26 protein-coding genes are annotated in these 25,161 nt (G+C 34.9%); 22 read left to right on the top strand and 4 right to left on the bottom strand.

All coding sequences use genetic code 11. The features are described 5' to 3' along the window. Positions 1-27 precede the first annotated feature (27 nt). From K4G57_RS04965 to K4G57_RS05055, 19 genes are all read left to right on the top strand, one after another. The gene (locus K4G57_RS04965; protein ID WP_221531984.1) at positions 28-693 is read left to right on the top strand and encodes a winged helix-turn-helix domain-containing protein; all 666 of its coding nucleotides are present in this window, start codon (positions 28-30) and stop codon (positions 691-693) included. Continuing rightward, positions 693-2,051, top strand: coding sequence for a sensor histidine kinase (locus K4G57_RS04970; RefSeq protein WP_221531983.1), 1,359 nt, complete (start codon positions 693-695; stop codon positions 2,049-2,051). The genes K4G57_RS04965 and K4G57_RS04970 overlap by 1 nt, the downstream gene beginning before the upstream one ends. Positions 2,052-2,102: 51 nt before the next feature. Next, positions 2,103-2,684, top strand: a complete 582-nt coding sequence (locus K4G57_RS04975) for a hypothetical protein (RefSeq protein WP_221531982.1) — start codon at positions 2,103-2,105, stop codon at positions 2,682-2,684. 381 nt (positions 2,685-3,065) lie between these two features. Further along, the gene (locus K4G57_RS04980) at positions 3,066-4,211 is read left to right on the top strand and encodes an MFS transporter (RefSeq protein WP_221531981.1); all 1,146 of its coding nucleotides are present in this window, start codon (positions 3,066-3,068) and stop codon (positions 4,209-4,211) included. After that, complete coding sequence (locus K4G57_RS04985; protein ID WP_221531980.1) at positions 4,212-6,662, top strand: dynamin family protein; 2,451 nt, start codon at positions 4,212-4,214, stop codon at positions 6,660-6,662. Then, complete coding sequence (locus K4G57_RS04990) at positions 6,655-8,673, top strand: dynamin family protein (protein ID WP_221531979.1); 2,019 nt, start codon at positions 6,655-6,657, stop codon at positions 8,671-8,673. Before K4G57_RS04985 ends, K4G57_RS04990 begins: the two co-directional genes overlap by 8 nt. Positions 8,674-8,755: 82 nt before the next feature. Continuing rightward, positions 8,756-9,565, top strand: coding sequence for a J domain-containing protein (locus K4G57_RS04995; protein WP_221531978.1), 810 nt, complete (start codon positions 8,756-8,758; stop codon positions 9,563-9,565). 9 nt (positions 9,566-9,574) lie between these two features. Then, positions 9,575-10,348: a hypothetical protein gene (locus K4G57_RS05000; protein WP_236033220.1), complete on the top strand. Its 774-nt coding sequence runs from the start codon at positions 9,575-9,577 to the stop codon at positions 10,346-10,348. Between the two features lie 57 nt (positions 10,349-10,405). After that, the gene (locus K4G57_RS05005) at positions 10,406-11,284 is read left to right on the top strand and encodes an NAD(+)/NADH kinase (RefSeq protein WP_236033219.1); all 879 of its coding nucleotides are present in this window, start codon (positions 10,406-10,408) and stop codon (positions 11,282-11,284) included. After that, a complete protein-coding gene (locus K4G57_RS05010; protein ID WP_221531976.1) occupies positions 11,284-12,840 on the top strand; it encodes a DNA repair protein RecN in 1,557 nt (518 codons plus the stop codon). The genes K4G57_RS05005 and K4G57_RS05010 overlap by 1 nt, the downstream gene beginning before the upstream one ends. A gap of 1 nt (position 12,841) precedes the next feature. Beyond that, positions 12,842-14,179 carry an NFACT family protein gene (locus K4G57_RS05015; protein ID WP_221531975.1) on the top strand — a complete coding sequence of 446 codons (1,338 nt, stop codon included), beginning with the start codon at positions 12,842-12,844 and terminating at the stop codon, positions 14,177-14,179. Between the two features lie 3 nt (positions 14,180-14,182). Further along, positions 14,183-14,515, top strand: a complete 333-nt coding sequence (locus K4G57_RS05020) for a hypothetical protein (RefSeq protein WP_221531974.1) — start codon at positions 14,183-14,185, stop codon at positions 14,513-14,515. Positions 14,516-14,567: 52 nt separating this feature from the next. Continuing rightward, positions 14,568-15,266 (top strand): hypothetical protein, encoded by a 699-nt coding sequence (locus tag K4G57_RS05025; protein WP_221531973.1) that lies wholly within the window; start codon positions 14,568-14,570, stop codon positions 15,264-15,266. Between the two features lie 9 nt (positions 15,267-15,275). Continuing rightward, on the top strand, positions 15,276-16,085 hold the full coding sequence (gene yaaA / locus K4G57_RS05030) for a peroxide stress protein YaaA (RefSeq protein ID WP_221531972.1): 810 nt from the start codon (positions 15,276-15,278) through the stop codon (positions 16,083-16,085). Positions 16,086-16,129: 44 nt separating this feature from the next. Continuing rightward, on the top strand, positions 16,130-16,873 hold the full coding sequence (fabG, locus tag K4G57_RS05035) for a 3-oxoacyl-ACP reductase FabG (RefSeq protein ID WP_221531971.1): 744 nt from the start codon (positions 16,130-16,132) through the stop codon (positions 16,871-16,873). A gap of 70 nt (positions 16,874-16,943) precedes the next feature. Beyond that, entirely contained in the window at positions 16,944-17,177 is a 234-nt protein-coding gene (gene acpP, locus K4G57_RS05040) for an acyl carrier protein (protein ID WP_006802832.1), read from the top strand. A gap of 56 nt (positions 17,178-17,233) precedes the next feature. Beyond that, a complete protein-coding gene (locus tag K4G57_RS05045) occupies positions 17,234-18,469 on the top strand; it encodes a beta-ketoacyl-ACP synthase II (protein WP_221531970.1) in 1,236 nt (411 codons plus the stop codon). A 3-nt stretch (positions 18,470-18,472) separates the two neighbouring features. Continuing rightward, on the top strand, positions 18,473-19,405 hold the full coding sequence (gene accA / locus K4G57_RS05050) for an acetyl-CoA carboxylase carboxyl transferase subunit alpha (protein WP_221531969.1): 933 nt from the start codon (positions 18,473-18,475) through the stop codon (positions 19,403-19,405). An 84-nt stretch (positions 19,406-19,489) separates the two neighbouring features. Continuing rightward, positions 19,490-20,698 carry an aminoacetone oxidase family FAD-binding enzyme gene (locus K4G57_RS05055; RefSeq protein ID WP_221531968.1) on the top strand — a complete coding sequence of 403 codons (1,209 nt, stop codon included), beginning with the start codon at positions 19,490-19,492 and terminating at the stop codon, positions 20,696-20,698. Positions 20,699-20,927: 229 nt separating this feature from the next. Here the strand turns inward: K4G57_RS05055 and K4G57_RS05060 are convergent, their stop codons facing one another. From K4G57_RS05060 to K4G57_RS09245, 4 genes are all read right to left on the bottom strand, one after another. Next, a complete protein-coding gene (locus K4G57_RS05060; RefSeq protein WP_221531967.1) occupies positions 20,928-21,242 on the bottom strand; it encodes a DMT family transporter in 315 nt (104 codons plus the stop codon). After that, positions 21,239-21,661 (bottom strand): DMT family transporter, encoded by a 423-nt coding sequence (locus K4G57_RS05065; RefSeq protein ID WP_221531966.1) that lies wholly within the window; start codon positions 21,659-21,661, stop codon positions 21,239-21,241. Before K4G57_RS05065 ends, K4G57_RS05060 begins: the two co-directional genes overlap by 4 nt. Positions 21,662-21,947: 286 nt before the next feature. Beyond that, positions 21,948-22,886 (bottom strand): HTH domain-containing protein, encoded by a 939-nt coding sequence (locus tag K4G57_RS05070; protein ID WP_221531965.1) that lies wholly within the window; start codon positions 22,884-22,886, stop codon positions 21,948-21,950. Between the two features lie 129 nt (positions 22,887-23,015). Then, positions 23,016-23,141, bottom strand: a complete 126-nt coding sequence (locus K4G57_RS09245; RefSeq protein WP_283249679.1) for a hypothetical protein — start codon at positions 23,139-23,141, stop codon at positions 23,016-23,018. Between the two features lie 155 nt (positions 23,142-23,296). On the opposite strand from K4G57_RS09245, the gene K4G57_RS05080 reads away from it, so the two are divergent. Genes K4G57_RS05080 through K4G57_RS09350 form a run of 3 tightly spaced genes read left to right on the top strand, consistent with a single transcriptional unit; the run spans position 23,297 to position 24,926 of the window. Next, positions 23,297-24,421, top strand: coding sequence for an ImmA/IrrE family metallo-endopeptidase (locus K4G57_RS05080; RefSeq protein ID WP_221531964.1), 1,125 nt, complete (start codon positions 23,297-23,299; stop codon positions 24,419-24,421). Further along, a complete protein-coding gene (locus K4G57_RS05085) occupies positions 24,418-24,822 on the top strand; it encodes a DUF4411 family protein (RefSeq protein WP_221531963.1) in 405 nt (134 codons plus the stop codon). Before K4G57_RS05080 ends, K4G57_RS05085 begins: the two co-directional genes overlap by 4 nt. A gap of 29 nt (positions 24,823-24,851) precedes the next feature. Next, entirely contained in the window at positions 24,852-24,926 is a 75-nt protein-coding gene (locus tag K4G57_RS09350) for a hypothetical protein (protein WP_429913081.1), read from the top strand. The last annotated feature ends 235 nt before the right edge of the window (positions 24,927-25,161 follow it).

Genomic DNA, 25,161 nt, shown 5'->3' on the forward strand with positions numbered 1-25,161 from the left:
AAATTTTGATTTCACAAGGAGTTTTGCTTGGTTTTTGTTTTAGAAGATGATAGCAATATTTTAGAACTTGTCCTCTATGCCCTAAAGAGTCAAAATATAGAATCTCAAGGTTTTTTAGATATAAAAGCCTTTAAAGAAGCGTTAAAAACTACCATTCCGCAAGTTTTGGTGCTTGATGTTATGCTTCCTAATGCAAGTGGATTTGAAATTTTAAAAGAACTTAAAACAAACTCCGTTACAAAAGATATTGCCGTGCTTATGCTAACTGCTTTAAATGATGAATTTGACAAGGTTAAAGGGCTTGATTTGGGCGCTGATGATTACATCACAAAGCCCTTTAGCGTTATGGAATTCATAGCCAGAATCCGCGCTATTTTAAGACGCAATAAAGACGTTGATTCCCTCTCTTATGGAATCTTAGAGCTTTCTTATAGTATGCGTAGTGTGAAAGTGGGCAAAGATTCTATTAATCTTACCTTGAAAGAATTTGAGCTTTTAGGCTTTTTGCTAAAAAGTCCAAACAGAGTCTTTAGCCGCGAGGAGTTGCTAGAGATTCTTTGGGGGTATAGCTACGATGCAGAAAGTCGCACGATTGATATTCACATCAAAACTTTGCGTAAAAAGCTAGGGGTTGCAAAGAAATACATCAAAACAATCCGCGGTGTTGGCTATAAAATCTCTAAAGATTCTTAATGCAAAAAAAGATTTTTTTTATTATTTTTAGCACAATCTTAAGTCTAGTGATTCTAACAAATGGGATTTTAATCTTTATAGCAGAATCTTTTTTGACGCAACAAACACTACCTTGGCTTTTAGCCTATGTTTTGATAGTGCTTTGCCTTGTTTTTCTAAGCAGTGCTTTAGTCGCAAGATTCTTATATCACATACTTTTAAAGCCTTTGCAAACAATCAATTTTGAGAATCTAGAGCATTTTCCTTACCCCGAGCTTGGCGCATTGCTTGAGAAAATCAAGTCCCAAAACAAAGCGGTGCAAACGCAATTTAAACATTTAAAGAGAAAAAAGCAAGAATTACAATCCCTAACACAAAATATGAATGATGGATTGATTTTCATCTCTTGTGGCGGCAAAATCCTAAGCCAAAATCTTAGTGCGCAAAAGTATTTTGTAAATCTAAAGAGTATTGCAAATATTTTAGAACTTGATAATGCGCAGTTTTTAAAGTTGCTTTTAAAAAATCTCAAAATTTTCAAAAAAGACAAGCAAAAAAGTGATGTAAGGGAGAATTTTACTTTTGCTTATCCTAGCAAAGCAGAATGTGAAGTGGTGTTTTCTCCTATTTTTTCACAAAAAAACAAACTTAAGGGCATGATTATCGTCTTAAGTAATATTTCAGAGCTAAAAAGAGCGCAAAATTTACGCAAGGAATTTAGTGCAAATGTTACCCACGAGCTAAAAACCCCGCTTACTTCGATTTTAGCAAGTGCTGAAATGCTTAAAAATAAACTTGTCGCACAAGAGGATTTGCCTCATTTCGTGGATAAAATTTATCTAGAATCCAAGCGGCTTTTAGCAATGATTAATGAGATTTTAAAAATTTCATTTTTAGATGAGGCACAGAGTTTGCCCCTGCATAATGTCAATCTCAAAAATGTCGCACAACGCGTTTGCCAAAGGCTAGAATTGACTGCTAATAAGCATCACATCAAGCTTGAATTAGACTTGCAAGATAGCTATGTTTTGGGAGTAGAGGAGCTTCTAGAAAACCTCATTTTTAATCTGTGTGATAATGCGATTAAATATAATCACAAAGGCGGTTTTGTGAAAGTGAAATTAAGGGCTTTAGCAAAAAGTGTAGAACTCTGCATTAAGGATAATGGAATCGGAATCCCAAAGGAACTCCAAGAGCGGATATTTGAGCGATTCTTTTGCGTGGATAAAAGCCGTAGTAAAAAAATCGGCGGAAGTGGGCTTGGGCTTTCTATCGTAAAATCAGTTTTAAGATTTCACAATGCCACTATAAGCGTGAAAAGCGATAAGGACAAGGGGAGTGAATTTATCGTGCGATTTGCACAGGCTAAAAGCCCCTAAACCTTTAAAATTAATAAAAGAGAGGCTATAATTACACTAGGAGGAAAAATTATGGATAAGAAATCTTTTATAGTAGTTCAAGGACCAATGGATTATTTTAAACAAGTAAAAGAAAGCTATGTGGATTTTGAAAATGTTATTTATTCTGGCTGGAAGACTGATTTAAATACAATCAAAGATGAAAAATATTTTATTATCAATAAAAAACCTTTAACAAGAGGACATTTAAACATAAATCTTCAAGTAAAAAGCTCTTCAGCAGGAATTAAACTTACACTTAAATTAGGTGCAACACATGTGCTTAAAGTGCGCTCTGATATGGTTTTTAGTGATATAAAACTTTTGCTGTCATTATGTGATGATAGTAGTGTTTATTTTCCTGCCGTTTGCACTAATACAAAAGAATCATACTATATAGATTATTTTCAATACGCTCCGATTGAAACTATGATTAAACTTTGGAGTATCCCAATGAAATTCAAACAATTCTCAAAAATGTATCCTGAGTTTTATATCACAAATCATTTTATTAAAAATGTAAAAAACGTTAATGTAAAATATCTTTACCCAATCTGCAAAGAACACAATATAAAATGTTTCTGGTTAAAGAGGGGGGGGGGGGGACATATTTGAAACCTTTACAAACAACCCCTCATTATTTACATGCAGCTACACTCTTTAATGTTTTGGATTGATAGGGTTTCTATCTGCTTTTGTAAACCTCTAAAATTCTTGCAAACTTACTCTTCCAAAATCTTTGTTATCTCTTAAAAAAGCTCAATTTCTAATGATGTCCTTTATATGCTTAGAGACCTCAATTTTTCAATACAAAAAAAATAACGCCATTAAGATAACAAATATCCCACGCATAATAACTTCTTAATTATAGAATTTTATTTTTGAATTTCATAGATATAGATATTGAATAATGTAAAAATAATTTTTACCTTATAATTTACAATATTTTTAACTTTTTTGTCTTAAAATTGCGCATTACAAAAAGGAAATAAACGCTTGAAAAACTATACCTTGCTTGTCGTTATGCTAAGTGCAATTGTTACAATTTCTAGCATTTATATCACACAACCCATTCATCCGCTTTTTGCAGAAATTTTTGGGATATCTATTGCACAAGTTACGCTTTTTACTTCTGTTGTTCTTCTAGCTCTTGCATTTGCACCCATTGTGTATGGATATTTGCTAGAGAAATTTGACACGCGTCTCATTTTAACCACTGCGCTAACTTACATTGGAATTTTGCAATGTTTGCTCTGCTTTAGCCAAGATTACACCACCTTTTTAATACTACGCATTTTAGAAGCCTTGATGATTCCAGCAGCACTCACAGCAGCACTAACAACACTTACGCGTTTAGATTCTAAAAATATCCAAAAAAATATCAGCATTTATGTCGCTTCTACCGTGTTTGGTGGAGCTCTCTCGCGTATAGGTAGCGGACTTATTACTTCTCTTTTTTCGTGGCAAACAACTTTTGCACTTTTAGGGGTTACAACTTTAAGTGTTGCATTTATGTCTTATTATCTTCCAAAAAGTGATAAGCTAAATAGTGCAAAAATCACACCAAAAATATTTATAGATTTTTTAAAAGACAAACGCTATGCACTTCTATACATGGGTGCTTTTTTGGTGTTATTCTGCTTTCAAGGTGCGCTAAATTTAATGCCTTTTGAAATCAAAGCGATTAACCCAAATATCTCCAGTGCTGAAATTGGATTCCTATACACAGGCTATATTATTGGCATTATTACTGCCCTACTTGCAAGCTACATCACAAAAATTGCTAAAGGCGCTCTAAATGCAATTATTTTGGGCTTTATAATTTTTGGAGTGGCACCACTTTTAATGCTAATTAAGGGCTTTTGGTGGATGTTTTTTGCAGTTTTTGTTATTTGTATTGGAATGTTTATTGCACATTCTGTGCTTTCAGGTTTTATCAACAATATCCAAAAAGAAAAAAAAGGCATTACAAATGGACTTTATTTAGCGTTTTACTACACAGGGGGGACTTGTGGAACAACTCTTCCTAGCTACCTTTATGAAGCATTTGGTTGGGAGGTGCTATGCTTTGTGCTTAGTGGAATTCTATTTGGTAGTGCTTGGCTGTTTTACGCATATCGCGGAATCTTTAAAGGAGTTTAAATGGAACAAAAATTAGCGGTGCTTCAAGAACAATTGCAAGAGAATTTTCAAGAGTATTTTAGAGAATATTTTAAAGAAGTAATTCCACTAGGAAATTTACATATTTTAGAACAAAACAATGCAAGTGAAATTTTAGCAATTTTTCTTAGTCTAGACACACAAGGCTTTAATACATTTTGGCAAAGCGAAACACTCCAGCAACTCTGCGAGAAATACTGCAAGACCTTAAGTTTTAAAGGCATAATGCAAGTGCAATATACTCTACTTTTAAACTTACAAAAAGCCTTTTTTGCTAATCCTAAAGCCACGCAAGAACTCTTAAAAGACACACTTATAAATCTTGAAACCCTAAAGCGCGAAAATCTCACCAAAAGTGTGCTTTTAGATTCTATAAAAACTTACTTTAATAGGCTCATTGAAACTAAGATTGCAGAAATTTGCAATCCCCCTAAAGAAACCTCTCCAAGAGATTCTACATTTACAGCCCAAAAAGTGCTTTTAGAAGACTTTTTAGAGGAAAGTTTAAAAATATTGCACTCCCAGCAAACCACATTAAAAGAACGTATTACAAAAGACTTTGCACACCTACTTCCTATTCTCTTGCCACTAGAATCGCTTTTGCAAAAAGCAAAAAATCAGCACTTCTCCCTTGGGGTTACAGGTGTTTTAAGCTCTGGAAAAAGCACACTTTTAAACGCACTTTTAGGCAAGGAGATTTTAGGAAGCTCCACGATTCCAGAAACAGCAAGTCTTACGCTTCTAAAATATGCTAAAACTCCTAGTGCGTGCGTGAGTTTTTGGAACACACAAGAATGGGAAGATTTAAAATCCACAATGAATGAAACCACGTTAAATGCACTCTTTAATAATCCTGAATTCAAAGAGACTTTTAAAACTTTTGTGCAAGATTCCACACAAAGCCTTAATATTAACATTGATGAACTCCCCAAATACACTTCTGCAAACCACCCAAGCAAGATTTGCAACTTAATCAAAGAAACCACACTTTTTACTCCGCTAAAATTTCTTGAAAATAATGTAGAAATCGTGGATACTCCAGGACTTGATGACCCTATTATCCAACGTGAGGAAATCACTAAAAGCTACTTAGCAAAATGCGATTTGCTAATCCATGCTATGAATGCTTCACAAAGTGCCACACAAGTTGATAGAGATTTTATTCTCCAAACCTTACAAAATGCTAATTTATCAAGAATCCTAATTTTACTAACTCACGCGGATTTACTAGAAAAAAACGAGCTAGAAGCTGCACTTAATTACACAAAAGAAAGTATTAAAGAAAGCATTAAAACCTCTTTGCAAAACTCTCAAAATACCCAAAACAATACCTTAGAATTACTTTTTGCGCGCCTTGATTTTATTGCACTTGCAAGTTATCCAGCACTCATTTGTCAAAGCAACCCCAAAAAAGCACAAGAATTAGGTTATAGCTTAGAAGATTCTAACTTTAATGCACTCATTACCTATCTTAACCAAACACTTTTAGGCAAAAACAGCACAAAAGCAAAGGATATTATTTATCTGTGCGCACAAGGCTTTAAACGTATTCATCAAAGCATTTTAGATTCCATTACGTTAGAACAAAGCCTATTATTTGCCAAAGCAGACGAAGTAGAAGCGCAAATCACAAAAGCAAAGCAAGAAAAAGAGCGTAGCCAAGATGCGTTAGATTCTGCTAAAAATGCGTTAGATTCTGCTAAAATGCAATTAAAAGACTTTTCTACTACACTTCAAAACCAACTTAACCAAAAGCTTCAAAATGCACAAAGTATTTTAAGTGAGCGTGTGTTTGCTGATATTATTTATGAATACGAAAAAGGCAGAATCCCAACCAATGAACGTTTAGAATATCTGCTTGATTTAGGGTTAAAGGACTTATTAAGCGAAATTTTACGCTTTAGTGCGCAAAGTTTGGATAAAAAAATCTCCCAACTCTCTTTACAATTCCAAACACATTTAGAGAATATTGCACTAAGCTCTAATGCAGAAACTTTGCAAAATAAAAATTTCAATCTCCATTTAAATCCGATTCTCCTTCAAAAAACCAAGCTTAAGATTCTAAACAAAGTGATAAAAAGTGCAAAATCTTTCAATAAAAATAAGCAAGACGCCCTAAAAAATACTCTTGAAGCAGACTTTAAAGAAGGATTTTTGGAGTTTATTAATGCGCTAGTTTGTGAAAGCAATGCAGTTGAAAGTCAATACATCACACATTTTTCAAACCTCTTAGATTCCGCACAAACACAATTAGAGCTAGATTTACAATCCAAAGAGAATATTTTGCAAAATGCTTTAAACAACCTCCACATAAACGCAACCCAAAAACAACAAAGAGAGCAAATCCTAAGGGAAACTTCAGAATTTTTAAATGCACAAATTAAAGAATGCCAAACACTACAATACTACGTCACAAGGGGAGAAAATGCTTAAATCCTACATACAAGAATGCAAAGCTTTGCAAGAAAAATTTAGTCAAAAAAACCCCACACAAAAGCTCATCACAAATTGCCAAAATACGCTAAATCCAAACGATTATACTCTTAGTTTTTTTGAAAACTTAGAACAAAAAAGCACTGAACCCATGCAAATTGCTATTGTTGGACAATTCTCAAGCGGCAAAAGCACCTTTTTAAATGCACTTTTAGGGCAAGATATTTTACCCACAGGCATTACTCCTATTACTTCAAAAGTATGTAAAATCTGTTATGGAGAGGATTATATCTTAGAAATCCTTTATAAAGACGGCAGAAAAGTGTTGCAAAATGTAGAATTCTTGCACAAACTCACACGCGAAAACTCCAAAAACATTGACCACTTCTGCCTTTATGCACCCATTTTACTCTTAAAAGAAATAAATTTTCTAGACACTCCGGGCTTTAACTCCCAAAACTCTGATGACACACATGCCACACTAAAGGTATTAGAACAAGTAGATGGGATTATTTGGCTAACACTTATTGATAATGCAGGAAAAAATAGCGAAAAAGCGCTCTTAAAGGAATTTAGTGCACATTTTGCTCAAAAAAGTCTGTGTGTGCTTAACCAAAAAGATCGTTTAAAAAATGAAATTGAAATCCAAACTAGCGTAGAATACGCAAAAATAGCATTTGATGGGATTTTTGCAAATGTGATTCCAATCTCTGCAAAACTTGCCCTAAAAGCACGTCTAAATACCACAGAAAAATTCCTTGAAACCTCTCTTTTAAGTTTAGCCCACAGCATCCAAGATATTGCTTTAAAACGCACAGAGTCTGCCCTTTCTCCTAAAGAATCCTTGCAAAAACTCCAAGAACTCTATGTAAGCACCCAAGAGAAAATCAATACCCAATGTTCAAATCAAAAGGATTTTGAAGCCTTAATGCAAGATTCTAATATGCCTTTAATTTTTGAGTTTTTAAACCAAACCATTAAACCAAAAGCTAGCTTTGCAAAAGCTCATAGTGCTCTAAAACGTCTAAAAGAAATGCATATTCATCTGCATTTGCAATATCACAAAATCAACCAAAGCTATAAAAATCTCCAAAAGATTTTGCGCCAAAGTAATGCTGAATTTGTCCAAAGTTGCACTACTTCTAAGGCAAAAGAGCAAAAAATTTTTAATGCACTCTATTTAAATTTAGATGTTCTGCTTGATAGCCTAGCTCAAAAAATTTTTAATGCTTTAGAGAAGCAACACATTATATTCTATAAAGATACAAAAACATTGCTAGGGACGAAATCTAAAGCGCAAGTCAAGGAGGTTACGATTCTACCTTTAGAAAAAATTAAAATCGCACTACAAAACCAAGATACCCAGCTTGTCAAAGATTACAAAGCAATTAGTATAAAAATTAAAAATTTTCTAGAGTTATTTGTAGATTCCATTCACCAAAACACAAACACTCTCTCTCAAAAAATATTCCTATGGCAAGATTTCACACCAAAATCCCTAGAACTCTATTTAATTGCACCACAAAGCCAAGCTTTGCAGGATTTATACCATTTTACCCAACACTGCTATGAAAACATTTTAGCAGATTTTAATAAAGATGCCCTTGTTGCTACTTCCTTTTTGCATAGTGAGCTTAATGTTCTTAGCAATTTTTTATCCCTAAACTACAACAACGCCATTGATTTAACCTTAACACGTCTTGACTTAAGAATTAAAAATGCTATTGCTAAACATCAAGAAAATCAAGAAGAATTTGCCCTCTTTAATCCCACGCTTGAAAATGTGCGTGAAGCACTCAACGATGCCTTTTGTTTTGAGCAATTCCAAGCCCGACTTTTTGGTCCGATGAATTCTCTAAACAAAGCTTATGCGCAGTTTTTAGAGCAAAGTAAGCAAACTGCAGAATCTAAAACCCAGCTCATTGCACAAACTTCTTTTGCTCTTAAGAAAGAAATTGATAAAATTACGCAAAATCTAAAGGCAATCCGCGCACAAACCCTAACACTCTAAAAGGTGGAACTAAAATTGCTTTAAGACCTTTAGCAAGTGCCAAAGTGCTGCAATTTAGGAATTTTAGAAACAAAGGAAAGTAATGAAGGTAGAGCTCTTAGAGCCATACATTCAAATCAGCATTGAAAAAGAATCGCAGTTTTTAAAACGTGCTGTGGATTTTGCCTATAAACATTTCTCTAAAGCCTATCGCCTCTCAAGCTCTGTGCTTATTTTAGATGATGGTGAGCGCTATAAAAAAGATTATTTTCTAAACTGGGCATACCATGTGGCAATGCAAGATGAAGCAAAAAAAGGAAATCCAAATTTTCAAAGCATCATTGATAGTAGTTACCTTCCTATTCGTATAAAAATGGTAGAAAATCGTGCAATGTTAGAACATATTATTGTCTCTTTACAAATTATCCAAAGCTCTTTTGGAAATTCTCAAGTTTGCCTAAAGTTAAGTCGCCCAAATCGCCTCGCAAGACGTTATTTAAGCTCACTTTTTCAAGATTTTTTACTAAGCTACACAAAACAGGAAATCTTTTTGGATTCTTCTAGTCCTTATTTTTGGGAAAAATTAATCAGCATGCTTTCTCAAAAAATTATCCACAATATCGTTTTAGATTTTGATTATGAAACTTTTAAAACATATAACACTTTTGAATGTTTTGAGGAATATCTAACAAAAGAAGAAAAATTACTTAAAAAAAGCTATAAAATTTTAGGTTGTGGTTATAACGATGATTTTGAATGTGTGAAAAATCGTTATATTGAGCTTGCTAAAACCTACCACCCAGACAATGTCTATGGGCAAGATAAAAAAATTATTGATGGTTATGCGGAGAAATTCCGCCTCATTAACGAAGCGTATGAAAATATTAAATCCAACTTCAAACGTGTTGCATAAGGAGCAAAAATGCCTAAACTAGACCAAACTTCACAAAATACAGATTCTAAAATTGTAGATTCCGCTCCAGAAATCACGTTAGAAGAGCCAAAGGGTAGTAACTTCCTACCCCTTTTAGCACTCGTTATTGTGCTAATTGTATTAATTTTAGGCGGAGGATATTACTTCTTAAACCAACCTAGCGGACAAGCTTTGTTAAGCAAAGCCCAAAATTCCTTAGGAATAGCACAAGAATCTACCTTAGATTACAAGGATTCCGACTCTGTTGTAGATTTTAGCAATGCAACTTACGCAAAAGATGATGAGATTAGACGCTTACAAAATGCGCTTTACCAAAAAGAGCGTGAGCTAGAAAATCTTGCCCACTCCCTTGAGGGACTTAACGCTTCTGTGAAAGAAATTCAAAATTCCCAACAAAACACCATGCAAAAACTGCGCTATACTCTTAAACCAAAACAACAAATCATTGCAGAATGCTTTTCTATGGAAATTGGCAAATGGGATATTCCAAAGAGCTGCTTGTTATCCATTGCTACAAAAGTAGATAAAGAGTTACAAAACGACAAACGTGTAGTTGCCTTTGAAGTGCAAGGTATTGTAGATACTAATCCTTATCGTGGGCTCTCTCCAGAGCTAAAACAAGAGGGTTTAGCAAGTTTTAGAGCTTGGAATGCAATACGTTCCATTAACGCAAAGATTCCAAATGCCACTATTTTTGAAGGTCCAAGCATACAACTTGCTAATAAACGTGGTTACAGCATTAAAGCGTATTTTGTTGATTAATTAATGCAAGTCTCCAAAGTTCAAAACACTTCAACTATCCAAACTCTAGGCGTTTTTTTGCGCCCCTCTACACCAGAGCTTAAGAGCTATTTTTTAGAATTTCAAGCCCAAGCCACACAATTAGGATTCCGTGTAATTTTGGATTCTATTAGTGCAGGAATGATTGGAATGCATGGCTTAAACTTTGAAGAGCTTTGCGCAGAATCTGATGTGCTAATCTCAATTGGTGGTGATGGCACGCTAATCTCAACTGCAAGACGATCCATTGCGTATAAAAAGCCGATTTTAGGAATCAATATGGGGAATTTAGGATTCCTCACTGATTTACAAAAGAATGAAGTAGAAGCCTTTTTACCAAATCTAAAAAGTGGCAGTTACACCATAGCCCATCATATGATGCTAGAGGGCAAAGTCATCAAAGAAAATCCAGAAAAAAATGAATCCCTCAAAACAAATATGCAAAGCCAAAGAGTCCAAAATAACACTAGCTTTTTTGCCTTAAATGATATTATTTTAACACGTTTAAATGACGCAGGAATGATTCATTTAAAAGCTTATATTGATGGCGAGTATTTTAACGCATATTATGGCGATGGCTTGATTATTGCCACTCCAACAGGCTCTACTGCTTACAACATTAGCGCAGGTGGAGCTGTGGTTTATCCCTTTTCTAAAAACATTCTTTTAACACCTATTTGCGCCCACTCTCTCACACAACGACCACTGATTTTGCCAGATTCCTTCGAGATTGCTATTACACTAGGTGAGCAAGGGTGTTGCAATATTGTCATTGATGGGCAAGAGAGCAAACCTCTAAAATTCGGCGAAAAAATCACCATTTATGCTAAAAATGAGGGTGTGCGCCTTATCCATAGCCCTCATTGGAATTATTTTAAGATTCTAAAAGAGAAATTTCACTGGGGGGATTTTGATTAATGCAAAAACTCTGTATCCAAAAAATCCATATTAAAGATTCTCTAACATTTAAGGAAGCAACCTTTTATCCTAATGCACATTTTAATGTTTTTAGCGGTGCAAGCGGTGCAGGAAAATCTGTGCTTATGGAATCCATTTTAGCCCTTTTTGGGCTAAAGGATTGCAATGCAACTTTAATTGAAGCAACGTTTGAATTACAAGGAATCCCACAAGGATTTGAAGGCTTAATTGATGAGGGTGAAGTGATTCTAACCCTTAGCAAAAAAGATAAAATCCGCTATTTTCTAAATGCTCAAAATATCCCAAAAAAGAAAATTCAAGAACTCTTTACACCCTTTTTAAAACACCTTAGCAACAAGTCTTACGATGCCATAAGTGAGCAGAATCTATTTTTTGCTCTAGATAATTTTCTAATCTCTAAAAATCCAAAACACAAGGAAGTTTTGCAAAACTATAAAGAATCTTTTTTACGCTTTACAGAGACCAAAAATACCCTAAAGACCCTACAAGAAGAGACACTAAAAGTTGCTGAACTTAAAGAATTTGTGCGCTTTGAAATCCAAAAATTAGAAACACTAGACCCAAAACAAGGTGAATACGAAGAACTCTTAGAACTCAAAAAAGAAATTTCTAAAAAAGAGAAAATTAATGAAAGCTTACAGAGTGTGCGTGAAATCTTAAATCAAAGCCACAAAATCTCACAATTTCTAAACCTAATCCAAAGCAAAGAGAATGATTCTATTCTTAATGCGCTAAACTCACTTGAGAATTTATGCGAACAAGAAAGCGAACGTTTAGAAGCACTAGAAATGTGTAATCCCGAAGAAATTCTAAACCGCATTGAAGCTCTAAGTGCGTTAAAACACCGATATGGTGGAGTAGATGAAGCCTTAGAATACTTGGAAAACAAAAAGCAGGAATTGCAAAAATACGAAAATTTAGATTCTATCCTAAAAAATGCAGAAACTTCTTACAATCAAGCAAAAAACGCACTCAAAGAAAGCGCAGAATCTCTAACAAACGCAAGGAAAAAACACTTAAAAGATTTTGAAAATACGTTAAACTCTGCTCTAGCTTCACTTAAAATGCCAAACTCTAAAGTCGCTCTAAAATCCCTTTTAGAAGTCGAATCCTATAATATTTTGGGCGCACAAAGCCTTGAAATCACACTAAACACCTCACTAAAAAACCTAAGCTCTGGGGAGTTTAACCGCTTCCGCCTTGCCTTATTGCTCACATACAGCACACAAACAAATCACCAAGCTGTGATTATCTTAGATGAAGTGGATGCAAACCTAAGCGGAGAGGAATCTCAAGGTGTTGCAAGTGTGCTAAAAACTCTCTCAACCTCCTATCAAGTCTTTGCAATCTCCCACCAGCCACATATGCCAAGCCTTGCTGATGCACATTTTCTAATCCAAAAACACCCCAATGGCTCAACCATAACAGAACTTAATAAACAAGGAAGAATCCAAGAAATTGCGCGAATGATTAGTGGGGATTCTATCACCAAAGAAGCTTTAGAATTTGCCACTAAACAATTAAGCACCTTATAAAATGAATCTAAGCACACTGCAAAAATTTGCTACCTACCTAACCCAAACTCCACCTTTAAAACTACGCGCAATCCGAAGAATCGGGGATAATCTTTTTAAACTTGATGTTAATGGCGCACTTTTTTTTATTGATTTAAGACGTGGAAAATCCACAATTTTTACCACCGATAAACCCTTAATTGCGTCAAAAACCTACCAAGCCCCCTTTGACCAAAGTCTGCAAAAATACTGCTTTAATGCCCAAATCCTAAAGACAGAGCTTGATGGCAACAACAGAATCTTACAGCTCTTACTACAAACCCAAAATAGTTATAAAACCTCACAAATCACATTACAAATTGAATTTACAGGACGCAACACAAACCTTATAATTCTAGATTCTAACAATATTGTTCTAGATGCGTTGCACCATATCACAAAAGAGCAATCCTTTCGCGAAGTTAAAATCCAAAAACCCCTTTTACCTCTACCACAGCCAACAACAGCACCAACAATACGTGATGAGGGCGAACTTTTTAGTGTCTTAGCACAAAATTTCAAAACCCTAAAAGCCAAAGAGCTAGAACAAAAAATCCAAAAATCCACAACCATACTTTTACAAAAAATTGCCCAAATCAAACATTTTATAAGCACACTAGAAGATAAAAACATCTTAGAATCTAACGCAAAACAAGAAGCACATTTTGGACAGCTCATTTTGCAAAATCTCTATTTATACCCAAATTTTAAAGGCGCTTCTATCACTCTAGATTCCATTCTTATTACACTTCCCAACAAAGCTCACTCTCTAAGCCATGCAGCACAAATTTTCTTTGAAAATTCCAAAAAACTTACCAAAAAAGCAAAAAACATTCACTTACAAGCTCAAAACTTAAATGAAAAACTCGCCTTTTATGAAAATTTACTCAAAATGATACAAAATGTAACAAATTATAACGATTTACAGATTTTAAACTCCAATTTTCAAAAGGATTCCATTCCCAAAGATTCTAAACATAAGCATAAAAACAAGCAGTTTGAGAGCTTTTTTATTGAAAGTATTAAAGTCTCCATTGGCAAAAGTGAGCGCGAAAATATTGCACTCTTAAAGGAAGCACGTGCGGAAGATATTTGGATGCATATCCGCGACATTCCAAGCTCACATTGCATTATCCATTGTGGAAAATCAAAAATTTCCGATATAATCCTATATAAAGCCGCAAAAATTTTAATCGGATTTACAAAAAGTTTTAGCGGAAATTACAATGTAGATTACACAAGGCGCAAATTTGTAAAAATCACACAAGGTGCAAATGTCTTGTATGCAAAAGAGCAAACGCTCCAGCTAAAAAAGGACTAAAAAATGGCTGTGACTCCTGTTGGCAATATGACCTATATCAACCAAAATGCCCAAGTTGGCTCAATGCAACAAGCTAACACGCAAGTTAAACTTGATTTTCAGTCTATGGTCAATCTCCAAAACTTGCAAGACAATCAAGAAGAAATCCAAGAAGTGCGACCAACTGAGGAAACACTAGAGGTTAAAGACGAAAGAGAAGGGAATGGCAAACAAGAAAAAGATGAAGAAGAAAAGCACGAAGAACAAAAAGAACAAGATTCCACTCTAAAGGAATCACAAAATACTATTCAAGCTAACGACGATGGCACAATTGCGCATTTAGACATTTCTGTATAAAAGTTGGAATCCTTTTTGCTATCACTTTAAAAAACAAGTGAAAAGGACGATTATGCAACGATTTTTCAAAATATTTTTACAGGCATTTTTACTTTTTATTTTTCTCTCTACCATAACCTTTGCATGGCAACCTAGCAGCCCAAATCCTTACCATTCACAAAATGATGAACACCCTCTTTACACAGAACGTAAAAAGCGCTTACTAGGAGTTTATGGCACTTATAACAAGGCAAAATCTGATGCCACGCTTAGCATTAGCGGTTTTGAAACGCAAAACCATAGTTTAAGTGAGAAGCAGCTTGGAGTTGGAATCCAGTTTGGCTATTTGCTAAATTCTAATAACAGAATCCTAGCAAACTTTGAGCACCACTTAAAACAAAATGGATTCTCTTATCAGCTCTTGATGCTTGGCTATGCCTTTACCCCACAACTTCCAAATAGTCGCAATTGGCGCTTGCTTTTAGGCGTTAATGCGGGGCTTGCACTAGGAAAATTTGATAGCGGTAGCTTTGTAGTTAATGATAGTGCGCTTGAAAAACTTTCTTATACAGGCTTAACCTATGGTATCAAAGGTGGGCTTATCCGCACATTTAGCAATAGTGAGCTAGAATTTGGCATACAAGCAAGACGTTTAAACTTTGGTGAAAAAGGTAGCAACATAGCATTAAATGGCAATCCAAGTTCTGCAAATTTAGATCTTAGCGAAACTTCAACTCTTGGTGTTTATCTAGGTTATAACATTTTATTTTAAAGGATAGAAATGTGGATTTTATTTTCACCTAGTGAGAAAAAGTGCTTAATGCACCAAAATTCTATAAAAACCTCTAATGCAACATTTTATAAAAATTTTATTTGTGAGAATCTACAAAAAATCTTAGAATCCTACACACAATTTTTGCAACACGCAAGTGATACAGAACTCCAAAAACTCTTCGGGACAAAAACCATAAGCCTTGATGCACTTTCCTTAGCCCAAAATCTTATTAATGCACCCCTTATAGATTCCATTGAACGCTACATTGGTGTAGCTTTTAATGCCCTAAATTACACAAATTTAGATGAAAATGCTAAAGGCTACCTCTCTGAACATCTCTTAATTTTTTCTAATCTTTTTGGAGTACTTAGAACAACAGATAAAATTCCTTATTACGATTTAAAACAGGGCGAGGGCTTTAACCATAACAACATTGCATTTTCCACAAAGAATCTCTATGCACAAAATCACAATAAAATTTGGACATTTTTAGACGATATAAACACAGAATCGCTAGAATTTTTGGACTTACGCGCAGGTTTTTATCAAAAATGCTTCCCTTTAAATAAGATTCCAAACTTTTTAAAACATAAAAATATTCACATTTTAGTGCCAAATTTTATAAAAAATGGCAAAATTTTGAGCCATTACGCAAAATTCTACCGCGGAATTCTTTTGCAAACCTGCGCAAAATACGAAATTTTAAGCCTAAAAACATTCCTTGATAAAAACATCACGGGACTAATTTTAGAAGATAGAAACACAACACACAAAGACAACATCACCCAAACACACATCACTTACACTATTACTTAAATTTTTAGTATAATTATGCTTTTATGTAGCAACAAAGGGATATTATGAAATTTTGCGGAAAAAATGTTTTAATCACAGGCGCCTCTAAAGGCATTGGTGCAGAAATTGCTAAAGTATTAGCAAAAGAGGGCTTAAAAGTATGGATAAACTACCGCTCTAAGCCCGAGCTTGCCGACACTCTAAAAGCAGAAATAGAAGCAAATGGTGGTTATGCGGCTGTAATAAGTTTTGATGCAACAGATGAAGAAGCTTTTCTTGCGGGATTAAATGCTATTATTAGCAGTGATGGTGAGTTAGCATTTCTAGTTAATAATGCTGGAATTACAAATGATAAACTCTCAATGCGTATGAAAACAGAGGATTTCACTTCCATTCTCAATGCAAATCTTACTTCAAGTTTCATTGGTTGCCGTGAAGCACTAAAAATTATGCGCAAACAAGGCTATGGAGCGGTGGTAAATATCGCTTCTGTTATCGGAGAAATTGGAAACATAGGGCAATGTAATTATGCCGCAAGCAAAGGTGGTATGATTGCGATGACAAAATCTTTTGCTAGAGAAGGTGGCAGTAAAGGAATCCGCTTTAACTGCGTAACTCCCGGTTTTATTGAAAGTGATATGACAAAAAGTTTAAAAGATGAAGTCAAAGAATCTTATGCACAAAATATCCCATTAGGACGCTTTGGAAAAGGCGAAGAAGTTGCAGGTGCAGTTGCGTTTCTACTCTCAAATAGCGCAAACTACATTACTGGAGAAGTCTTAAAAGTAAATGGCGGACTCTATATGTAACACATAAAGTTTTTTAAGAAAAACTTAGCTAGAATACAGTCTTATTGAAATTTTTTAAGGAGAAATTGCAATGGCAATATTTGATGATGTAAAGGCAGTTGTTGTTGAGCAACTTAATGTAAATGAGGGCGAAGTAAAACCAGAATCTAAGTTTGTAGATGATTTAGGCGCAGATTCTTTAGATGTTGTTGAGCTTGTAATGGCATTAGAAGAAAAGTTTGAAATTGAAATTCCAGATGAAGAAGCAGAAAAAATCCAAACCGTTGGAGATGTTGTAGCTTACATTGAAAAGGCAAAAGCTTAATTTATACTCTTAGTATGCCTTAGGGCATACTGCTATTTTAATCATCAAGGATAAATATGAGACGCGTAGTGGTTACTGGACTAGGAATGGTTAATGCTCTTGGATTAAACAGAGAAGATTCTTTTAAAGCTATTATAGACGGAAGATGTGGAGTTAAAACAATCTCCTCTTTTGATATTTCAGAATTTCCTGTAAAAATTGCTGCTGAAATCACAGATTTTGACCCAAACACTATCATGGATGCAAAAGAAGTCAAAAAAGCAGATCGTTTTATTCAACTAGGAATAAAAGCTGCAAGAGAAGCAATGGAAGATAGCGGTTTGTTAAATAGTGAAGGAAAGTTACAAGATTCCATTAATCAAGAACGTTTTGGAATTAGCTCTGCTTCTGGAATTGGCGGATTAGGAAATATTGAAAAAAATTCCATAGTGAATTTTGAACGCGGACCAAAACGTATTTCACCTTTCTTTATCCCATCTGCACTTGTCAATATGCTTGGAGGATTTATTTCTATTGACTACTCTATTAAAGGACCAAATCTAGCAAGCGTAACGGCTTGTGCTGCTGGAACACATGGCATTAGCGAAGCTGGAAAAACGATTATGCTAAATTGTGCAGATAGAATGCTTGTTGTCGCTGCAGAATCTGCAATCTGCGCTGTAGGAATTGGTGGATTTGCGGCAATGAAAGCTCTATCTGATAGAAACGATGACCCACAGCACGCAAGTCGCCCTTTTGACAATGAACGTAATGGATTTGTAATGGGAGAGGGTGCGGCAGCTTTATTGCTTGAAGAATATGAGGTAGCAAAAAATAGAGGAGCAACTATCTATGCAGAACTAGTTGGCTTTGGCGAAAGCGGTGATGCAAACCACATCACAACACCTGCTCCAGAAGGAGAGGGTGCATACCGCGCAATGAGAGCAGCACTAGCTATGGCAAACACAAAAATTGATTATGTTAATGCGCATGGAACTAGCACAAAATACAATGATATCTATGAAACACTTGCGCTTAAGAAAGTATTTAATGGCAATGTGCCTCTAGTTAGCTCTACAAAAGGACAAATCGGACATTGTTTAGGCGCAGCAGGAGGCATTGAAGCAGTAATTTCTATTATGGCAATGCAAAATGGGATTCTACCCCCAACAATCAACCAAATCCAAAAAGACCCAGAATGTGATTTAGACTATATCCCAAACACCGCAAGAGAAGCAAAAATCAATGCAGTTATGAGCAATTCCTTTGGTTTTGGCGGAACTAATGGTGTTGTAATTTTCAAAAGAGTGTAAATCGTGGCAACTTATTTAGATTTTGAAATGAAAATCAAAAATATTCAAGAAAACATTGCAACAGCAAAATTAAAAAATGACGCACATGCAATTGAAATTCTACAAAAAGACTTAGACAAAGAGGTTGCAAAAGTTTATTCTAATCTCTCTGACTATCAAAAATTGCAACTCGCAAGACACCCAGACCGCCCTTATGCACTAGATTACATTACCTTGCTTTTAGAAGAACCCCTAGAGATTCATGGAGATAGACATTTTAGTGACGACCACTCTATTGTTTGCTATCTTGGAAAAATTGCAGGTGAAAAAGTAATGGTCATCGGCGAAGAAAAAGGTAGAGGAACAAAAAATAAACTTTATCGTAACTTTGGAATGCCAAATCCAGAGGGCTATCGTAAAGCATTACGCGTAGCAAAAATGGCAGAGAAGTTTAGAATTCCGCTTCTAATGTTTATTGATACTCCGGGTGCGTATCCTGGAATTGGTGCAGAAGAGCGCGGACAAAGCGAAGCAATTGCAAAAAACTTGCAAGAGTTTAGCACCCTTAAGATTCCAACCATTTCTATTGTTATTGGCGAGGGTGGAAGTGGTGGTGCTCTTGCCATTGGTGTAGCAGATAGACTGGCTATGATGCAGTATTCCGTCTTTAGCGTTATCTCTCCAGAGGGTTGCGCAGCAATTTTATGGAATGACCCAGCAAAAATTGAGAGCGCCACACAGGCATTAAAAATTACTCCAGAAGATTTAAAAGAAGCCAAATTAATTGATGCAATTATCACAGAACCGGGCATTGGAGCGCATAGAGATAAAGAGGGTGCAGCAGAGGCAATCAAAGCCTACTTTATAGAATCCCTAGATTCAATCCGCCAAGATATAGATTATCTAAATAAGCGCTTTAATAAGCTAATGAATTACGGGAGCTTCCAAAACGTTTAAAGAAATTTAAATTAGAATCCAAAATGGATTCCATATAAAATAATCCTAAGTAAAAATTCCAACCCCTAGCGCACAAGGAATACAATGCAAAAAGTCGCAATCATCGGTGGAGGAGCAAGCGGAATCTTTTGTGCGGTTCTGCTCTCCTTGCATAACATTCCCGTTGTGCTTTTTGAAAAAAATAAAATACTAGGTAAAAAACTCCTAGCAACTGGTAATGGACGTTGCAACATTCACAACATTCACACAGATTCCACCCATTTTCAAAGTGCAAGCTTTCGCCAAAAAGACTTACAACACATCTTACAAAATTACCCATTTATTGCCTTTGCAAAGACTTGCCAAAATCTAGGGCTACTACTTGAATCAAAGGAGGATGGCAGAGTATATCCCCTTGCTAATTCTGCAAAATCAATTTTAGAGATTTTCACGCACACTCTAAATACTAACCCAAATTTACAAATCGCCCTAAATACCGAAATCACCGCTATCACACCAAAAGATTCTAGTTTTTTACTCCAAAGTCAAAATAACTCTACTTGCTTTGACATCCTAATCCTAGCTTGTGGAAGCCAAGCTGCCCCAAAACTAGGCGGTAGCGACAAAGGAGAAAAATTTGCACAAAATCTAGGCTTAAAGCTCTATCCCTCCTACCCTTCTCTTGTGCCAATCCGCCTAGATTCCACGCTTATTTCCTCCTTAAGTGGCATTAAAATTAAAGCCAAACTCACACTAAAGAAGAATGAACAAATCCTAGCAGAAACTTTAGATGATGTGCTTTTTACAGACTATGGAATCTCTGGCTTTGGTGTACTTGACATTTCTAGCTTTATGCAAACACAAAAAAATTTCACACTATTTCTTGATTTTTTGCCAAATCTCACGTCAAAAACTCTAGAAAACGCACTCCAAAACACACTCAAACATCAACCAAAAATCTCCATAGAGACGCTGCTTTGTGGTTTTTTGCACCCAAAAATTGCTAAAGCATTTGTAACACATTTACACCCAAATCCAAACAACACAAAACATCTAAAACAATTCATTTTTACTCTTAAAAACTTTCTCTGCGAAAATCCCCGATTAAAGGACTTTGAGAGCGCAGAAGTTTGTGGCGGCGGTGTAAGCGGGAAAGAAATCCATCCAAATACAATGGAATCCAAAAATTATAAAAATCTCTATATTATTGGCGAAATGCTAGATATTGTAGGCAATCGCGGTGGCTACAACCTAGCCTTTGCTTGGGCAAGTGCGCACGCTTGCGCTAAGGCTGTGTTAAGTCAAATCAAATAAGGAATCTAAAAGTTTGTTTTCTTTTAAATCCTACAAGCAATAAGAAAAATCCACCTCATAAAACCATTTTGTAGGATATTGTAGCACAAAAGGTTATTTTTACCTCTAGTAAAGCAAAACGCAAGACATGAACAAATAGAAAAATGCGCACTTGAAACTTGGAGCTTTCAATAGATTCTCTCATTCTCTCTTTAGTATGCTCCAAGTAAGCCCATAGATTCTAAGTAATCTACGACAATGCCTTAAGTCCCACAGCAGAAGCGATGATAAGCGTGATAAAAAAGAGCTTTTTTATACTTTTGTCCTCTTTGAAAAACACTATCCCCACAAACACGCCACCAGCTGCGCCGATACCCGTCCATATCGCATAAGCTGTCGCCATAGCAATTCCTTTCATCGCAAGAGAAAGCAAAGCAAGACTTAGCACAAACTGCACAAAAATGCCAAACAAAAAGATTTTCCGCCCTGTGAGGTTGTATTTTTTCATCGCAATTACGCCTACTATTTCCATACACCCCGCAAACAATAAATACACCCAGCTCATTTGCGCTCTCCTACTTCCACGATTTCATCAAGCCCTAGATTCTGCGAAATGTCTCCCGCGAGTTTTTCTTCTTGAGATTGCACCTCTTTGCTAGAGAGTTTCAATCCCATCACACCAATAAGCAAGAGCACAATAAAAAGAACCTTAAGCAGAGAAAATTCCTCACCAAAGATAAGAATCTCTGCGATTGTAATGCCCGCTGTTCCAATGCCTACAAATACGCTGTATGCGATACCAACTTCTAGCACTCTAACAGCTACAATCATCGCAAAAAATGAGATGAGAATCCCAATGCCTGTAAGCGTATAGAAAAAGAGATTATCCGCATACTTTAGCCCACTTGCCCAAAAGCATTCTATAATTCCACCAAAAAGCACCAATCCCCACGCAAGATTTGGGGTAAGTTTGAGTTGTTTCATTATTTTCCTTTATTTACACAATAATTTTTAAAAACCAATTTATAGAGTGTGCATTCTAGAATCTACACTAAGATAAGAAGAAATTAGAGCTGGGAGATAGAGAGAAAATAGATAAGAAAAGCAAACGACTGATAGCCTTGTTCCCAAAACATTAATCCCTCCTTTTAGTGTCAAAATGAAACTATACCATAAAATACCACTATACAAGATTGCTTGCCACAAGCTCGGCTTGAGCTAGGATTCTATCTGTTGTAAGGTTTTGCATAAAGCTATGTCTATTACTAATTTATTCCTCAATATGCTTTTCTTTGAGATATTTTTGCATACCATCATCATCTAAAACTTTATCAAAATCTGCTTTAATTTCTATACCCACACCAGCTTTAATTTGTTTATTAACATCGCAAATAAAATTTTTAAAATCAGCATTCTTATCAAGAAGCATATCCAAAGTCGATATGTCAAGCTCTTTTTGCCTAGAACTTAGTAAAATTCTAGAACTTTGAACATCACTTTCAAGCTTTATCACGCCTATGCCAAAGCTTTGATTAAGACGTCTTAATTCGCCTAAAACTTCATCATCAATTTCTTTAAAAACAACCAAATAGCCTTCATTAGCCCAGCTTGAATTACTCACAGCTTGAAAGTAACTTTCTTTTAAATTTGAAAAATCAAGGCTAATTTTAAGCTCAAAAGAAAAGAACTTATAATGGCTTTGCTTAATATTATGCAAAAGATTTAAGGTTTCTTCTTTATAGTCCCCATAAGGAAAATATACCCCAACTATATCAGGATAATTCCATTTGTCTTTACCATTTGTATCTTTTTTGCTTTTTTCGTGATAAATGGTTTTGCATTGGAGATTAAAATTAGAATTTTCATAGAGAAATTTTACAAGCAAAGGATGCAAATCTCTTTCGTGAAATTGATTTTTTTGTTTAGTTTTAACGTCCGCATCATCAAGATTTAAACTTCCTAATTCACCTGCTCTAGTTTTCAGCCAAAAAGTGGTAGGTTTTCTAGAAGCAAAGATAAATTGACTCTCTTTGCCCCCTTCCCTAATGTCTCTGTAAATCCGAGTTCTAGTAGTGATAAGAGGTGCCTTTCCTATACTTGAAAGTTCTTTATCAAACCCAAGCTCACAAGCTTGTGACCAAATTTGCTCACTGCTTAAAGGCTGTTTTGCTTGTCTTAAAACTTCACTAATCATTTCTTTGTAAGTCATTTTTACTCCTTTATACGCAATTTTTGAAAATATTATCATTTTTTTTAAAATATGCTTATCTGTTCCTACTCTAATCTACTTGCTGTGAGGTTGCTTTTTATTTGCACCACGCGGTTAGTTTTTTTAAAACTATTTTTTCCACACAATGTGTCCATTGATATTGTGTTTTTCATACACTTCCAATACTTCTTCTAAAAAAGCAATAAGTTCTTTTTCGTTTGTATTTTTTGCAGATTCTAACATTCTTAAAAACATCTTTCTATCTTGCTTTAATCTTGTGCATTTAGGATTTCACATTTTGTTAAGAAATTATAGCAAAAGCTAGATAATATGGGACACACATTAATGCAAATTTAGTTTAAGTTAAGATATAATATTTATTAAAGTAAAGAGATTTAAGAGGAAATGCTGTGGTTTTGGATAGTGGAAATAGCAAGGTTATACGAAGCATTCCATACCAAGAAAATGATATTGTAAGAATTTTTGGCAAAAGAAAAGCACAAGAATTTAAAAATTTTATCAATCAAGCCTCTAAAACTTTTGAAACTACCACAGAAAAGCTTATAAAACTTGCAAATACTTTTAATATTCCTTTTGCTTATCTCTTTTTAGACGAGATACCACAAGCAGAAGAATCTTTGCCAGATTTTAGAAAAAATAGCGCAGAATTTAGCCAAAATCTTGAATCTTGCATTGCCTCAAGCAAGAAAAAGCAAGAATGGTTTAGAAATCATCTTATTAGAAATGGGCATAGCAAGTTTTTAGCAAATCAAAATTTGACTTTTGATAAAGACATTATCCAAACTATCAAGCAGATTACGCGATTTGATGAGGCAAAAAATCACCCAAAAGGACAAAGGCTTAATTTTCTTAAAAACAATGCAGAACAACATAATATTATCGTGCAGCAAAGTAGCGTTATTCAAGGCAATACACATAAAGCTATTACTTTTAATGAATGTAGAGGCTATGCTATTTATGATGCATACGCACCCCTTGTGTTTATAAACGCCAAAGATACAAGTGAAAATGGAAAGATTTTTACCCTTTTGCACGAATTAGCACACATTTTGCTAAAACATAGTGGCGTTAGCTCTTATGATTTTGAGCTAGAAGTAGAATATCGTTGCAATAATATTGCAGGAGAGATTCTAATGCCAACACCAACTTTTAAGTCGCGATGGAACAAACAAGATTCCATCCAAAGAAACATTGAAAGATTAAAAAATAATAATGATTTTGAAATGGCAAGCCCTCTAGCACTTGCCACCAAAGCACTTTTGCTTAAATTAATAGATTATGAAAAATACGAGGATTTTAAAAATACAGAGCTAGAACAATTTTTAAAAAATAAAAATTCTAGAGGGGGTAGTTATTACTCTAATGTGATTGCTTCTAATAGTAAGAATTTTGCTAAAAGTGTGGTGATTGATACGCTTAATGGTTATGAAACTTATAAAGAGGCACTCAATCTGCTTAATATCAAACTTGATAAATTTGATAGACTTGCCAAAGCATTAAAGGTAATCCAATGAGTAAATATTTGATTGATACAAATATTTTTATAGAATCTGCCTACAGATTTTACGCCTTTGATATTTGCCCGGGATTCTGGGAGTTTTTAAAAAAATGTTCTCAAAGAGATTCCATTAAGTCCATTAGCAAAGTTTATGATGAAATGACTCCTAATGATTCTAATTTGCAAGATTTCAAGGAACAATTAAAAAATAAGAAGTTTTTCTTGCCCATAGAAAGCATTAGCCTAGAATCCTATGCCAAAGTTTCAAAAACTTTACAAACAATGCAATACACACCACTAGCGATAAAGAACTTTTCTAATGGAGCAGATTATTTTCTTGTAGCACTTGCTTATCAAGAATCCTACACTATCGTAACGCACGAAGCCAAAAGTGGCAATAATGCTAAAATACAATAAAGATTCCAAATATTTGCGAAAACTTAGGGATTAACTGCATAGATATAGCGGAGTTTCTAAGGCGCGAACGAGCGAGATTTGTTTTAGAAAACATAGCACAATAGGAATCTTAAACCCTCACTCCCCCTATTTTTCATTTAAGGGTTTTGCACTCTAGCTCCTTGCCACTTTTGCACATATAGACGTTTGCTAAATCTTGCAATAATAGGGATTTCTAAAAGTTCTTTTGTTTGCATCGTTTTACCTTTAGTTAATACTTTGCTTTTTAAGAAGTAAAAACAAGGCTTTGACTTTATAAAGTAAGAATCTTTCATTAAGAGCCTTAAAGATTCTAGTTAT

Source organism: Helicobacter turcicus (assembly GCF_019711685.1).
Lineage (GTDB): Bacteria > Campylobacterota > Campylobacteria > Campylobacterales > Helicobacteraceae > Helicobacter_D > Helicobacter_D turcicus.

What these genes read in the sequence shown, in the direction of transcription:
- K4G57_RS04970 (WP_221531983.1), top strand. Translation starts at nt 693, where the DNA reads ATGCAAAAAAAGATTTTTTTTATTATTTTTAGCACAATCTTAAGTCTA.
- K4G57_RS04975 (WP_221531982.1), top strand. Translation starts at nt 2,103, where the DNA reads ATGGATAAGAAATCTTTTATAGTAGTTCAAGGACCAATGGATTATTTT.
- K4G57_RS04985 (WP_221531980.1), top strand. Translation starts at nt 4,212, where the DNA reads ATGGAACAAAAATTAGCGGTGCTTCAAGAACAATTGCAAGAGAATTTT.
- K4G57_RS04990 (WP_221531979.1), top strand. Translation starts at nt 6,655, where the DNA reads ATGCTTAAATCCTACATACAAGAATGCAAAGCTTTGCAAGAAAAATTT.
- K4G57_RS04995 (WP_221531978.1), top strand. Translation starts at nt 8,756, where the DNA reads ATGAAGGTAGAGCTCTTAGAGCCATACATTCAAATCAGCATTGAAAAA.
- K4G57_RS05000 (WP_236033220.1), top strand. Translation starts at nt 9,575, where the DNA reads ATGCCTAAACTAGACCAAACTTCACAAAATACAGATTCTAAAATTGTA.
- K4G57_RS05010 (WP_221531976.1), top strand. Translation starts at nt 11,284, where the DNA reads ATGCAAAAACTCTGTATCCAAAAAATCCATATTAAAGATTCTCTAACA.
- K4G57_RS05015 (WP_221531975.1), top strand. Translation starts at nt 12,842, where the DNA reads ATGAATCTAAGCACACTGCAAAAATTTGCTACCTACCTAACCCAAACT.
- K4G57_RS05020 (WP_221531974.1), top strand. Translation starts at nt 14,183, where the DNA reads ATGGCTGTGACTCCTGTTGGCAATATGACCTATATCAACCAAAATGCC.
- K4G57_RS05025 (WP_221531973.1), top strand. Translation starts at nt 14,568, where the DNA reads ATGCAACGATTTTTCAAAATATTTTTACAGGCATTTTTACTTTTTATT.
- yaaA (WP_221531972.1), top strand. Translation starts at nt 15,276, where the DNA reads ATGTGGATTTTATTTTCACCTAGTGAGAAAAAGTGCTTAATGCACCAA.
- fabG (WP_221531971.1), top strand. Translation starts at nt 16,130, where the DNA reads ATGAAATTTTGCGGAAAAAATGTTTTAATCACAGGCGCCTCTAAAGGC.
- acpP (WP_006802832.1), top strand. Translation starts at nt 16,944, where the DNA reads ATGGCAATATTTGATGATGTAAAGGCAGTTGTTGTTGAGCAACTTAAT.
- K4G57_RS05045 (WP_221531970.1), top strand. Translation starts at nt 17,234, where the DNA reads ATGAGACGCGTAGTGGTTACTGGACTAGGAATGGTTAATGCTCTTGGA.
- K4G57_RS05055 (WP_221531968.1), top strand. Translation starts at nt 19,490, where the DNA reads ATGCAAAAAGTCGCAATCATCGGTGGAGGAGCAAGCGGAATCTTTTGT.
- K4G57_RS05060 (WP_221531967.1), bottom strand. Translation starts at nt 21,242, where the DNA reads ATGAGCTGGGTGTATTTATTGTTTGCGGGGTGTATGGAAATAGTAGGC.
- K4G57_RS05065 (WP_221531966.1), bottom strand. Translation starts at nt 21,661, where the DNA reads ATGAAACAACTCAAACTTACCCCAAATCTTGCGTGGGGATTGGTGCTT.
- K4G57_RS05070 (WP_221531965.1), bottom strand. Translation starts at nt 22,886, where the DNA reads ATGACTTACAAAGAAATGATTAGTGAAGTTTTAAGACAAGCAAAACAG.
- K4G57_RS09245 (WP_283249679.1), bottom strand. Translation starts at nt 23,141, where the DNA reads ATGTTTTTAAGAATGTTAGAATCTGCAAAAAATACAAACGAAAAAGAA.
- K4G57_RS05085 (WP_221531963.1), top strand. Translation starts at nt 24,418, where the DNA reads ATGAGTAAATATTTGATTGATACAAATATTTTTATAGAATCTGCCTAC.